Source organism: Carnimonas nigrificans ATCC BAA-78, assembly GCF_000526695.1.
Lineage (GTDB): Bacteria > Pseudomonadota > Gammaproteobacteria > Pseudomonadales > Halomonadaceae > Carnimonas > Carnimonas nigrificans.
This window is the reverse complement of sequence record NZ_JAGO01000016.1, coordinates 1-13,091: the sequence shown is the minus strand read 5'-3', so window position 1 is coordinate 13,091 and position 13,091 is coordinate 1. Positions and strand designations below refer to the sequence as shown.

At 53.6% G+C, this 13,091-nt stretch carries 13 protein-coding genes; 8 read left to right on the top strand and 5 right to left on the bottom strand.

Features of this window, described 5'->3' with window-relative positions:
- Nucleotides 1-8: 8 nt before the first annotated feature.
- The 5 genes from msrA (at nucleotide 9) to L881_RS0110890 (ending at nucleotide 4,750) form a co-directional block, all read left to right on the top strand.
- Complete coding sequence (gene msrA, locus L881_RS0110910) at nucleotides 9-635, top strand: peptide-methionine (S)-S-oxide reductase MsrA (protein ID WP_025733731.1); 627 nt, start codon at nucleotides 9-11, stop codon at nucleotides 633-635.
- Nucleotides 636-791: 156 nt separating this feature from the next.
- The gene (locus tag L881_RS13480) at nucleotides 792-986 is read left to right on the top strand and encodes a hypothetical protein (protein WP_025733730.1); all 195 of its coding nucleotides are present in this window, start codon (nucleotides 792-794) and stop codon (nucleotides 984-986) included.
- Nucleotides 987-1,335: 349 nt separating this feature from the next.
- The gene (gene rbsK, locus L881_RS0110900; protein WP_025733729.1) at nucleotides 1,336-2,298 is read left to right on the top strand and encodes a ribokinase; all 963 of its coding nucleotides are present in this window, start codon (nucleotides 1,336-1,338) and stop codon (nucleotides 2,296-2,298) included.
- 4 nt (nucleotides 2,299-2,302) lie between these two features.
- On the top strand, nucleotides 2,303-3,670 hold the full coding sequence (fucP, locus tag L881_RS0110895; RefSeq protein ID WP_025733728.1) for an L-fucose:H+ symporter permease: 1,368 nt from the start codon (nucleotides 2,303-2,305) through the stop codon (nucleotides 3,668-3,670).
- 3 nt (nucleotides 3,671-3,673) lie between these two features.
- On the top strand, nucleotides 3,674-4,750 hold the full coding sequence (locus L881_RS0110890; protein WP_025733727.1) for an aldose 1-epimerase family protein: 1,077 nt from the start codon (nucleotides 3,674-3,676) through the stop codon (nucleotides 4,748-4,750).
- A 2-nt stretch (nucleotides 4,751-4,752) separates the two neighbouring features.
- Here the strand turns inward: L881_RS0110890 and deoR are convergent, their stop codons facing one another.
- On the bottom strand, nucleotides 4,753-5,535 hold the full coding sequence (deoR, locus tag L881_RS0110885) for a DNA-binding transcriptional repressor DeoR (RefSeq protein ID WP_034579529.1): 783 nt from the start codon (nucleotides 5,533-5,535) through the stop codon (nucleotides 4,753-4,755).
- A 117-nt stretch (nucleotides 5,536-5,652) separates the two neighbouring features.
- On the opposite strand from deoR, the gene deoC reads away from it, so the two are divergent.
- Nucleotides 5,653-6,342, top strand: a complete 690-nt coding sequence (gene deoC, locus L881_RS0110880; protein ID WP_025733725.1) for a deoxyribose-phosphate aldolase — start codon at nucleotides 5,653-5,655, stop codon at nucleotides 6,340-6,342.
- A 499-nt stretch (nucleotides 6,343-6,841) separates the two neighbouring features.
- Here the strand turns inward: deoC and L881_RS0110870 are convergent, their stop codons facing one another.
- Nucleotides 6,842-7,858, bottom strand: a complete 1,017-nt coding sequence (locus L881_RS0110870; RefSeq protein WP_025733724.1) for a hydrolase — start codon at nucleotides 7,856-7,858, stop codon at nucleotides 6,842-6,844.
- A gap of 163 nt (nucleotides 7,859-8,021) precedes the next feature.
- Entirely contained in the window at nucleotides 8,022-8,675 is a 654-nt protein-coding gene (locus L881_RS0110865) for a carbonic anhydrase (protein ID WP_025733723.1), read from the bottom strand.
- 210 nt (nucleotides 8,676-8,885) lie between these two features.
- Here L881_RS0110865 and gorA point away from each other — a divergent pair, with 210 nt between their 5' ends.
- Nucleotides 8,886-10,241: a glutathione-disulfide reductase gene (gorA, locus tag L881_RS0110860; protein ID WP_025733722.1), complete on the top strand. Its 1,356-nt coding sequence runs from the start codon at nucleotides 8,886-8,888 to the stop codon at nucleotides 10,239-10,241.
- Between the two features lie 392 nt (nucleotides 10,242-10,633).
- Here gorA and L881_RS13475 read toward each other — a convergent pair whose 3' ends face one another.
- A complete protein-coding gene (locus L881_RS13475; protein WP_025733721.1) occupies nucleotides 10,634-11,083 on the bottom strand; it encodes a DUF1161 domain-containing protein in 450 nt (149 codons plus the stop codon).
- A gap of 193 nt (nucleotides 11,084-11,276) precedes the next feature.
- Between L881_RS13475 and L881_RS0110850 the strand changes: the two genes are divergently transcribed.
- Nucleotides 11,277-12,158, top strand: a complete 882-nt coding sequence (locus L881_RS0110850; RefSeq protein WP_025733720.1) for a hypothetical protein — start codon at nucleotides 11,277-11,279, stop codon at nucleotides 12,156-12,158.
- A gap of 646 nt (nucleotides 12,159-12,804) precedes the next feature.
- On the opposite strand, the gene L881_RS13635 is transcribed toward L881_RS0110850, so the two are convergent.
- On the bottom strand, nucleotides 12,805-13,091 hold a 287-nt coding region (locus L881_RS13635), incomplete at its 5' end, for an integrase core domain-containing protein (RefSeq protein ID WP_156926553.1).

Genomic DNA, 13,091 nt, shown 5'->3' with positions numbered 1-13,091 from the left:
GATGTGGCATGACACGTTCAACTTCACTGCCAGACCCAGATCAGGCGCTTGCCGGCAGAAGCGAGCCTTTGGTGATTAGCGGCGTACATGTGGTGAATGGTTACTCCATGCTGCCGCCATGGGTGAACGGCGCGGAGCAAATCGTATTCGGCGCAGGGTGCTTTTGGGGTGCCGAACGGCTCTTCTGGCAACTGCCGGGAGTGCTGGTAACCGCGGTTGGCTATGCAGGCGGCATCACCCCCAATCCCACCTACGAGGAGGTGTGCAGTGGTCAGACCGGCCATGCCGAAGTGGTAAGAGTGGTGTTCGACCCCGAGCAGATAACCCTCGATACCCTGCTCAAGCACTTCTGGGAAGCGCATGACCCCACTCAGGGCATGCGGCAGGGAAACGATATCGGCTCACAGTACCGCTCGGCCATCTATTACACGAGCGAAGCGCAGCGTCAGACAGCGCTTGCTTCACGCACTCAGTACAACGCCGCACTGAAGGAAGCGGGCAAGGGCGAAGTGACCACCGAAATAGAACCGCTGTCGCGCTTCTACTACGCAGAAGAGTATCACCAGCAATATCTGGTCAAGAACCCTGATGGTTATTGCGGATTGAAAGGTACCGGCGTGGCGTGTGCCATTTAAGCAGGTTCAAAAGGCACAGCGGTAAACAAGTGAAAACGGCTGCATCATCTCGTGCAGCCGTTTTTATTGGTGGGATGTCTAACCTTATTTCTTTGCTCCTGTTACACAGACTACTGCAGCAAGCGTGACTATCAGCATCGCTCAGCTCACTTTTTCATGGAGCAGGAGCAGGAGCAGGAGCAGGAGCAGGAGCAGGAGCAGGAGCAGGAGCAGGAGCAGGAGCAGGAGCAGGAGCAGGAGCAGGAGCAGGAGCAGGAGCAGGAGCAGGAGCAGGAGCGCGGCCAAGCCACCCCCATCTCTACGTATTCAATGAAAGCTGTGTCCCTTCAGCATAACCCAATCCGCACATAGCGCCTCGCTTTGCGGCCTCTCCTGCGTTATTCACATTGGCAGTTTTTCCAGGACTATCTCGCGACACGATCGTTAACCTTGGTGCCATGCCCACCTATTTCACCTCCTAAAACAGCAGTCATTGGATCTGCTCGGCGCCATAGTCGTCGGGGAGTAGGCACGGTATTACTGGGTGGATTCATGGGGGCAGGGCCGACCCCCACACACTGCGCAGGCACGGATGTCAGAAAAACGTTGCAAACGTAACACTAAAGTCTTCTTAAAAAACATAAAAAGTTAAAATATTATCAATTTTGTGATTTGGTACTCATTTTTACATTCACCTTGGTTATTAATGCGAGCTATACAGATGGCAAAAATAGCGGTTATCGGTAGCAATATGGTTGATCTCATGACCTACGTAACCCGCATGCCAATGCGTGGAGAAACGATCGAGGCGCCTGAGTTCCATCTGGGATGCGGTGGAAAGGGAAGCAATCAGGCTGTAGCCGCCGCACGTCTTGGTGCTTGTGTAGCTATGGTGACCAAGGTGGGGGACGATATATTCGCCGCCAATACCATCGACAACCTGAAGCGACAGGGAATTGATACCGCCCATGTCAGTAGGCAGGAAAATGTTAATAGTGGTGTTGCGCCTATCTTCGTTGAGCCGGACTCAAGCAACAGTATCCTTATCGTCAAGGGCGCCAACCTGTATCTGACTCCGTCCGATATAGATAATGCGGCAGATACGTTGCTCCAATGTTCTCTTATTGTCCTGCAACTCGAAATCGACCTTGAGACCGTTTACTACGCCATTGAGTTTGCGGCCAGGCACGATATTCCTGTCCTTTTCAATCCGGCTCCAGCCATTGATAGCCTGGATTTCGAACGTATCCGCACGGTTGAGTTTTTCGTACCGAACGAAACAGAGCTTGCCATGGTGACAGGGATGCCGGTGACAACGGTTGATGAGGCAAAAGTCGCGGCAGGTTCTCTTGTTGATAGAGGGTTGAAACAGGTCATCGTAACGCTTGGCGAAAACGGTTCACTTCTGGTCACGAAAGACCACGTTCAACATATCCCGGGCATGTCAGTCAATGCGAAAGATACCACTGGTGCCGGAGATGCCTATATAGGATGTTTCGCCGCTACCTGGGCCGAAAGGAAAAACGTCTCCGAGGCAATGAAGAGAGCATCTGCATATGCCGCTCACTCGGTAACCGGGATGGGGACTCAAACTTCCTATGCAGACAATGCCACCTTCGAGGACTTCTTGCGTGACCAGAACTCGGATGAGCCTCCGGCACTTTGTGATACAAGGAATACCTGACATCATGAAAAAAGAGCCCATCCGTCAAGCGGTTGACGGTTACTACCTGAACCGCACTCCCTTGTTTGCCTTTACTCTCCTCTGTTGCCTTTTTGCACTTTGGGGAGGGGCGGCCACCATGAATGATGTTCTTATCGCTCAGTTCAGGAAATCATTCTTTCTCACTGACTTTGAATCGGCATTCGTCCAGTCAGCCTTTTACCTGGGCTATTTTGTTCTCGCTATTCCGGCAGCTACCGTGGTCAGGAAGTTCAGTTACAAGAAAACGATTCTTATCGGCCTGTTCCTCTATATATGCGGTTGCTTACTGTTTTTCCCCGCCGCGTCATTTGCGCGCTACGGACTATTTCTCATTGCGCTTTTCGTTATTGCAGCCGGACTCTCGTTCCTTGAAACCGCAGCCAACACTTATTCGACGCTGCTCGGCCCCCAGGCCAGCAGTACACGAAGGATAAACATTTCCCAGACGTTTTACCCGGTAGGTGCCATGTTTGGTGTCTTCATGGGCAGCATGCTTATATTCAAGGAAGGCGATGCATCTCACGCGCAGCTTGCCGCGATGAGTGCAGTGGAAGCACACGTCCACCAGCTTGCCATGATTCGTGCGACCCTCTCCCCTTACAAATGGATGGTGGCCGTCCTGGTTCTTGTATTCATTATTTTTGCGCTCACGCGCTACCCCGCGTGCAAGGGGAATAACACTTCAGGCGCGTCTCACAAAATTGACCTACTGGGAACAGTCACCAGGCTTTCCAGAAACAGACGTTTCGTGATTGGCGTTATTGCTGAATTTCTATACGTTGGCGCTCAGGTGGGCATATGGAGTTTCACTATCCGGCTTGCCATGCAGATTGGCGACCTGTCGGAGCGTCATGCGTCTTACTACCTTCTGCTTACATTCTTTGCCTTCTTCGTTGGCAAGTTCACTGCCAACCTGTTCATGAAACGCTATAGCCCCGCTAAGGTACTGATTGTCTATAGCGTGCTGTGTATCGCTATGCTTGCCTACACGCTCAGCGTACACAACATAACCGCCATCTATACAGCCATTGGTGCAAGCCTGTTTTTGGGGCCGGGATGGGCAACAATTTACGGTCTCACACTAACGGGGCTCGGCAGGGATACTGAATACGGTGGTTCGATTCTCGTGATGAGTATCATCGGGGGAGCGATCATTCCGCTGATCCAGGGGCTTATTTCCGACCACACTGACGGCAACATGCAGCTAGCCTTTATCGTCCCACTTATCTGCTACATAGCTGTCGTCCTCTTCGGTTTCTACTGTCTGCGCAACCCAGGGCCTCAGGTCGCCAGTACACCTGCGCCGGCTACACAAGCCATGGATACACATAACACCACGGCAGGAGTCTGAAACATGGATGTCAGGATTGAGATCAGGCGCGATATTTTCACGGATAACCCCAAAAGTATCTGCACAACAGAAGGAATGGCAGCCACGGCCTTTCGATATTCGTCCGGTGTAGAGGCACTAAGGATAGAGAATCACAGGGGGTATATCGTCGTGCTGCCGTTTATGGGGCAGATAATATGGCAGGCGGTATTGGACGGTCATGATCTGACCATGAAAAACATGTTTGATGAACCACGGCAGGTAGACTCGATTATAGATACCTACGGTTGTTTCATGTTCCACAGCGGGCTACTTGCAAACGGTTGTCCGGGGCCAGAGGATGACTACCCGTTGCATGGTGAAATGCCATGCGCTCGCATGGATAGCGCTACCCTGGTGGTGGGCATGGATCATTCTCAAGGTAATGGCTACATGGAGATAACCGGGGAGTATGAATATGTCAAAGGATTTGGCAGTCATTACCGGGCGTCACCGTCGGTTCGCCTTGGTGCCTATGATTCACAAATGCAAATACGCATGGATGTAAAAAATCTTGGCGCCATGCCAATGAACCTCATGTACATGATGCACATGAACTACGCCTATATACCAAATGGCCGGTTCGTTGACTTGCAAAAGGGTAATACAAGGGTACGGGAGAGCATTCCTGGCCATGTCAAGCCGACGCAGGAATGGCGGGATTACCTGCAGGGGCTGGCAAGAGAGCCGGAAAAATTCGTTCACCTTGATACGCCACGTTTCTACGATCCGGAAATCTGCTTCTTCATGGATGGCATCGAGGCTGACAGTGAAGGTCTTGCCCATTTCCTGCTGGTTCATCCGGATGGAGGTGCATTCCATACGGCATGCAATCCACAGCAGTTTCCGCATGTCACGCGATGGATACTGCATAACGGTGACCAAACGGTGGCAGCGTTTGCGTTACCGGCAACATGTGAGCCGGAAGGCTACACGGCAGAGAAACGTAAGGGCAACGTCATTGAGCTTGGTTCAGGGGAGACAAGGCAATTTCAGGTGACCACAGGGTATCTTGATACAGAGAAGACAGCGAACATAATGGCACGGCCAGTGTCGTCATGAGGTCACTGGTCGGTAACAACATGGGCGTCGTGTTCCAGGAGCAGGGTTGTATACGCATTAGGCAACGGCTTGTCGCTGATGACAAAGTCAAAGCGGTCGAGATCCGCAATATAGGCGGCCCTGACCTTATCCAGTTTGGTGTGGTCTGCAAGAAGGATGTTGGTTTGCGAATTTTGCATCACCTTGGTCTTTGCAGGTACCTCATGCAGGTTGAAACAGGTTATGCCAAACCTGTCACTGACCCCGCCAGCGCTAATAAATGCCTTGGAAAAACGTATCGTATCAAGGACTTGTGCGCCAATGTATTCAAACACCATGTCCTCTCGGTAGTAGGTGCCGCCACAGAGGATCAGGTTGCAGTTTGGTTTTTCCTGAAGTTTGAGGAAGACGTTCAGGGAATTGCAGACGGCTGTAAATTCAAGGTCTGTGGGAATAAAGTCAATTACAAAGGGAGTAGTAGAGCCACAGTCAAAGAAGATGGTGTCTCCCTTTTGTACGAGAGCAGCGGCAAGTTTGCCGATACGACGTTTTTCCTCGGTATTCCTGCTGTTCTCTGCACTGACCAGGTATTTGCCGATCTCATTACGCTGTGCAGAAATATCACGGGTCACGTATCCCCCCATCAGGCTGAGACCGTCCGGGTTGTTGGCAATATCGCGGCGGATCGTCATTTCGGATACATCCAACAGCTCGGCGGCTTCGCTGATATGAATAGCGATCTGGCCCTGGAGAACGTTGGTAAGAGATTTGATGCGATCGGATTTTCTACTTTTCGGTATTTCCATGAAGCATCCCCAGTATGTAAATGAAAATAACATTTACATGTTCTATTCTAAAAATTCGTGTGACAATAGCAACTAAACAATCACTGCAAGATGTTAATTTAGAGGTGTTTCTCACAAATGTCACTTACAAGCACACAACTCGTCAAATTTATCGACCATACGTTGCTGTTAGCGGATGCCAGTGATGACAAAATCCGGGAACTCTGCCAACAGGCTGCCGAATACCGGTTCTACTCGGTATGTGTCAACTCGGCCAATGTTCCCTTGGCTTATAGTGAGCTTAAGGGAACCGAGGTGATTGTCTGTTCTGTTATTGGTTTCCCCTTAGGAGCACAGCTATCGACGGTAAAGGCATTCGAGGCATCGGAAGCCATCCGGGAAGGAGCCGGGGAAATCGACATGGTTATCAATATCGGGGCGCTCAAGAGCGGTCGCATTGATGACGTGAAAAAGGATATCGAGGCAGTCTATGATGCCTGCGGCAAGATTCCGCTAAAAGTTATCCTGGAAACAGGACTGCTGACCAATGAAGAAAAAGTGGCGGTTTGCTCCATATGTAGAGAGGTAGGCGTTGCCTTCGTCAAGACATCCACGGGCTTCGGTCATGGTGGTGCCACGGTTGCCGACGTTAAGCTCATGCGCGAAACGGTGGGGGACAAGGTAGGTGTCAAGGCATCCGGTGGAGTACGTGACCGTGCCGCAGCCTTGACCATGATCGAGGCCGGCGCTACAAGGCTGGGTACGAGTTCGGGTATCGCCATTGTTACTGGTGAAAGCGCCGAGGGGGGAGCTGCAACCAATTATTAAACAAATTATTAAACAATACGATGGTTCAGCCGCAGGATGTCATGTGTCAATGCGGTTCCCATAATCTGGCAGGATTGGATCATGCAATCCTTTCCTGTCGGATGAGCGTGTCATCCTGGCGTTTGGGGCGAGCAATAGAGGTAAAACGAACTTTGTTCAGTGGCAAGATCAGGAGGGTGTTGAAATCCGCCCCATTCAGCATCTGAATTTTGAAGGCCATACCTCAACGATCGAATGATCCATGGGCATGCTAGACCGCATGTTTCTATTACACGGTTGGTCAAGAAGACTGAAAGGCCGTTGGAAGACGTGGTTCTTGGACCTCACGTTCTCATCAAAAAGGGAATGGATTTATCCATCGCTAAAGCTATTCACCACAAAATACATCAGATCTTTTTTATTGCGCGCTCGGTTAATTTTCCGGTGAAATATGGGCCTTCCTTCGGTCTCGATAGTTGATAGGGCTTCTGATATGAAAGCTCACTTCAACACTGCGAAACTACGGATAAACCACGTGCAGCTCGGGCATTTCTACCCAGCGTTCCACCTGCGCCATGATGCGATCAATCATCCACGAATGCGGTAGCCCCTTGTGCTGCTCGACAAAGCCGAGGTGGCCGCCGTGTCGTGCCAGTTCGATACGTACATTGGCAGAAGGCAGCGGTAGGCGCATGAAGATATCGCCGGGCACGTAAGGGTCATCCTGGGCATGCAGAATCAGGGTGGGCAGCTCAAGCCGGTCGAGCAGGGCGCCGGCGGAGGCGCGGCGGTAATAGTCGGTAGCGGAGCTGAAGCCGTACAGGGGCGCCGTGATTTCATTGTCAAACGCCCATAGCGTGTCAAAGCGTTGCAGCTGCTTGGCGCTGATCTCCAGGGGCAGCATTTTTTCTTCACGCTTGCGCTCGATGCGCCGCCGCATGCGCTGCAAGATACGTTGCTGATGGCGGCGTGCCTGGCCGAGATTGAGGGCATCGGAATGGCTGGCGAGATCCAGCGGTGCGCTCACCGAAATCGCACCGGCAATATCAAGGCCATCACCGCCTTGCTCGGCAGCCAGTTTTAGCAGCACATTGCCGCCTACCGAGAAACCTACGGCCACCTTGGGTGCCTGGGGAAAGCGTCGCGCCAGAACGCTCATCAGCCAATAGGCATCGGCAGTATCGCCGGCGTGATAACCGCGTGACGAACGGTTTTGTATCTTGCCGCAGCCTCTGAAGTGCATTACCACCGCACGCCAGCCCTTGCGCGCTGTTGAGGTCAGCAAGGCACGGGTTGAAGGCGAGCGTAGCAGCGACGACTCTTCTTCCGTCAGGATCACCAGCAGGGGGGTATTGTCTTTGGCAGTGGGTGGAACGCTCCACCCCAGCTCCAGTACATCACCATCAGGAAGATCCAGCAGCTCGGTATCGCAGCGCGGCGTCTTGCGCCACAAAAAATGCGGGGCCAGCGTTTGCAACTGACGGTTTTTTAACCAGCGCGGAGCAACGAAGTCAGCATTGAAGAGCGTTCTAGCCATAAGCGGCGTACAAGTCCTGGAAGGTAGAGCAGCTACCGTGAAGTCGACGTGACTTCAGCATAAGACCGTAAAGGGGGGGGCGAGAGTTCTATTCGTAGTGCGTGATACTGCCACGCCGGTGATTCCGCAATCGGAGGGCGTGGCAGCAGAGTAAAACAGGTACTTAATCGAGACGGTAAAGCTGGGGCACCTTGTCGAATCCGGAGACCGTGCACTCAAGGTTGTTGATCAGGCCGTCCTTGAGGCTATGGCACCAGCCGTGAATGGTGAGCGGCTGTCCGCGCAGCCAGGCGCGCTGCACGATACGTGTGCTGGCAAGGTTGCGTACCTGCATCCGTACATTGATCTCGCACATGCGGTCATGCTGCTCTTGATTGGGCAGATGGGACAGTTCCTCACGGCGGCGTACATATTCCTGACGAATAGGATGCAGCCAGTCATCAAGAATGCCGCCATTGCCGGGCGCATTCATCGAAGCGTTAACGCCGCCGCAACCATAATGGCCGACCACGAGAATATCGCGCACTTTCAGGGAATCTACCGCAAACTCCACGGCAGCCATGGTGTTCACGTCATTGTTGTAAATGACGTTAGCGACGCTTCTGTGTACGAACACCGTTCCCGGCGGTACGTCGAGTACCGTTTCTGCCGGAACGCGACTGTCGCCACAGCCGATCCATAAATAGCCGGGGCTTTGTCCATCCACCAGGCGTGTAAAAAATTCGGGGTCCCGCTCCTGCATGCGGCGCGACCAATCGCGATTATTGTTGATCAGATCGGAAATACTGATTGATTGCGGTGCGGATTTTTCGCACATGAAGGATATCCACCTTTCTGCCAAGTCGTGTGGAGCATCTTTTACCGTGGCTCGCACAGCGGGTCAAATATAACGGACTTCCACGAACGCCTCTTTAGTGCTGTTTCGCTGCGTTACCAGGCTCCGGTTATGTTAGCCTCACGGGTAATTTTAAATGGTTCGACGGTGGCGGATCGCGACGCGTCGCCCTGTAGGATAAAGAGGTGATAAATGTCTGATTTTCAATATGATCTCATTGTGATTGGCGGCGGCTCCGGGGGTGTCCGAGCGGCGCGAGTGGCGGCCAAAAGCGGCGCAAGAGTGGCTTTGGCCGAGCAGTCACGGCTGGGCGGCACCTGCGTTAATGTGGGGTGCGTGCCGAAAAAATTCTTCTCCTATGCGGCTCACTTCGCCGAAGGTTTCGAGCAGAGCCGCGGCTATGGCTTCCACAGCGACAATCGCTTCGACTGGGCGACGCTGCGCGATAATACGGCCAGCGAAATCGAGCGCCTGAATGGTATCTATCGCTCACTGCTTGATAAGGCCGGTGTCGAGCTGTTGTCGGGGCACGCGCGTATTGAAGGGCCAAATGAGGTCACCGTTGATGGGCAGCAGGTCACGGCTGAACGCATTCTGATCGCCGTGGGCGGAACGCCGCGTCAGCTCGACTTCCCCGGTGCAGAGCATATGGTCAGTTCTAATGAGATGTTCACGCTGGCAACGCTGCCCAAGCGCATGGTGGTTTACGGGGGCGGCTATATTGCGGTGGAATTTGCCAGCATTCTTAATGGTCTGGGGGTAGAGACCACCCTGGTATATCGCGGCGAGCTGTTCCTGAAAGGTTTCGATCACGAACTGCGCGAGTTTTTACGCGATGAAATCAGTGGCAAGGGCGTGAAGCTGCATTTCAATGCCAGCATCAGTGCCATTGAGAAGAGTGAAGGTGTGAAGCACATCACCCTCGACGATGGCACTTCCATCGACGCTGATCTGGTGCTTAGCGCCGTGGGCCGTGAGCCTAACTTTGAAGGGCTAGGGCTTGATAACGTCGATGTTGCCCTTGATGGAGGCGGTTTTATCAAGGTAGATGATGCCTACCAAACTTCAACGCCCTCCATTCTGGCACTCGGCGATGTCATCAATACGCCGCAGCTCACTCCGGTCGCCATTGCCGAAGCGATCCATATGGTGGCTATTCACTTCGAGCAGCGCACCCCCGAGCCGATCAACTATGAAGCAGTCGCCACCGCGGTGTTCTGTTCCCCCAATGCTGCAACCGTGGGCCTTACCGAAGAAGAGGCGCGCCAGCGCTTTGAAGGGCTGCGTATCTATGTGACAGCGTTCCGCCCCTTGCTGCACACGCTGGCGCAAGACCCGGGGCGCTGCTTCATGAAACTCGTCGTGGATGATGCCAGTGACAAAGTGGTGGGCGTACACGTAGCGGGCGCTGATGCGGGTGAGCTGGTGCAGGGGCTGGCCATTGGAGTGCAGTCGGGCATTACCAAGCAGCAGTATGACGCCACGATTGGCATTCACCCGACCAGTGCCGAAGAGATCGTCACCCTGCGTGAAGTGACACGCCGCTGATTTTCCTGTGCGCATCAAAAGCGCTGGGCAGTGCTGCATCGTGTTGGTGTGGCGCTGTTTGCCGTCAGCGGCCCTGTAGGAAGAAGGCTTCACTCTTACCCTCACTATGCAGCCTGTGTGAAGAAGGGTAGGGAAATCATCTCTTTCATCTACGAGCCTGTTCGACGTCTGCTGCGGGTCGGCTCTATTGCGTTAAAGTTAGGCTGTAAGGACGTTAGATGAAGCAAGCCGGTGGGCGCTTTATTCCTGAATGAGTGCCTACGCTGTGAAAGTGGAGCCAAACGGTCGGTTATTCCTGCCGGATACTGGATAGGCGCATAAAAATCCCCCGATTATCCGTAAGCCAGATAACCGGGGGATGTGTTTATGCGCAGATGACGCTGTGGTGGCGCTTAGTCGTCGGAGTGTGCGCTTTCTATCGCTTCGTTGGGCGCTTCGCCTGACATCGGTGTAGTGGAAGAGCCGTTTCCTGATCCCGCAGGCTGTACGCTGCCCTTGAAGGAACCCGGTTTGCTGCCAGGTACCGGTGCGGCCTGGTCATCGCTGGGGTTGGGAGCGCTGTCTGATTCCTGGCTGTTATCGGAGGCATCGCTGCTGTGGCCGCCGCCGTTGCGGTGATAAACGACCTGGTGCGTCTGGCCTTCGCAGGTACCGATGATTTTGCCATCGGCCTGTTTTGCTTCAGCGGTGGGAAGTACCTCAAGGCTATATTGGCTCTCTGGGATGCCCTTGCCTTGAATCTGTTGCGACAAACGATCGACCAGACTGTCACAGCTGGCGTGTGCCTGAGTGGTAGTGACTACGGCTGCTGACAGCAGCGCTACCGCTAAACTCTTTTTCATTGCAATGACTCCTTTAATGTGGAGGAAAACGCGCATAGCGTGCCTTCCCGCTCGCACCGACTGCATGGTACAGGTGCTCGTGTACCGTTATGATCAGTAGCAGCGACGATGCTTGTCGCGGTATTGATCCGGTATTTTTATTTCAAGGCTACTTTCATGCGCAGAGTTGCCACTTGTTCAGGCTTACCACTGCATGGGCGTTAGTAAAGCACATCCCTTCAAGGGCATCCAGAATTCGGCAGGCTTGCGCCTTGCGGCGCGTCTTGGGCACAGTGTCACGCCCATTCCCTTGCGGTTTTACGATGCTGCCAACTGGTTAGGGTATAGCCAGGGGCGCGTTTACAAACTGGCGCGACAGGCGCAGCGAAATGCCCCCTTTTGGCATGGTGCCAACGCCCTCTTTGGCGTGGATCGTTGGCGCGACGCGCAGCGGCTTCCCGCTATTCCCGCTCATTTGCCGACCGGTTTGCCCATGCCTGCCGAACCGATGCGCTATGAAGGTCAACTGGCGGGGGCACCATGGTGGTCGCAGCGCTGGGTAACCGGTCAGGTCGCCGTGTGGTCAAACACGTTTGCGCGCACGCTAGGGCAGCAATGTGCGCTGCTTGAGCGGCGCAGATCTACTTGCTTTGGCCGCTTTCCCCGAGCTGATTTCTCTCTCTCTGACTGGAATCGCCGCGTTGCGCGCTATGTGGAAAGCGTTTCACCGCATCCGTACCTGCCGGATATTCAGCCACTGCTGGCGTCAATGCCTGCTCCGCCTAAAAGTGCCGTGCCGCTGCTGCTCGACTTGCGCGAAGATCAGTTCATGCACGTTAACGATGGTTATCGCTGGCTGGATTGGGAAGCGATGGTGTGGGCGCCGGTAGAGTTTGCCTGGGCGCTGATCGAGATACTGGTGCCTGCCGCTTATCGAGATGCGTTTTTGCAGGGCTATGGCGCGAGTCCAAAGGTGCATCACCTGCCTGAATGGCGACCGCTGTACCGCGCACTGTTTGTAGCGATGGGGTTATGGGGAGATGTGAGCCTTGCAACGCTTGAGCGTTACGACTGCTGGCTAGCGCCGCGCGGCTGAGGGGCTACGATAGCCAAACGGAGCAGGGGAGTTGTGTGGTTACTTCACGCACAAACTAGGCACTAAACAGCAGACAAAATAAAGCACCTGCCGAGCCGCTAGGCTTCAATCAGGTGCTTTATTTACTTGATTTGGCGGAGGGACAGGCCGTCCTCCATTATCGTTAGGCTATGGCACCACAACAAGACCCACAATACCAAACATAGTCTTTTAAAACAGCAGTCGTTGTGGCTGCCTGCGACAGGTAAACATGAAAGTGGAAACTTTTTCTTGCCATAGCAACAGGCGGGGAGCGAGTGATTGTGCTGGATAACGTGGTCGGCGCTTTTAACGACGTGACTGCCAACCTGACTTCAGACACCATTAGCGCCCGGGTTCTGGGAAAGAGTGAAATTTTGACGCTTTCCAACCGGATACTGATAATAATTACGGTGAACAACTTCACGCCAGCTCACAGTATGGTTCGACGGAAGAGCGTCTCAATTCCCATTGTGAGAACCCCAAAACCCTTAGCATTTCCCCCGCTGCCTACTCCGCCAGCGGCTGGCTTCGGCGGCACTGATGCTATTGTTGCCTACAATAAGGCTGGGCGCCCAAACCTCGGAGAAGGATCATTCGAGATGTGGGAGAAAGCGGTCTGTAGTGGTCAAGTGCTTTTGGCCACCGAGCTTTGAGCATTCCAGTAGTTCTTTTCTGCCAAATTCGGCGGTATCCCATCGTTATGCTTGTGCGGCCGGAGGCTGCTGTAGTAACCGATCATATAATCAGTGACAGATCGCTTCGCCGCAGCAACATCGGGATAGCCGATCTCTGGTATCCATTCCGTTTTCAGGCTTCTGAAGAAGCGCTCTGTTGGGGCATTGTCCCAGCAATTGCCACGGCGACTGAGACTCAGTGTCATTCGGTAGCGCCAGAGCATCTGCCGGAATGCCC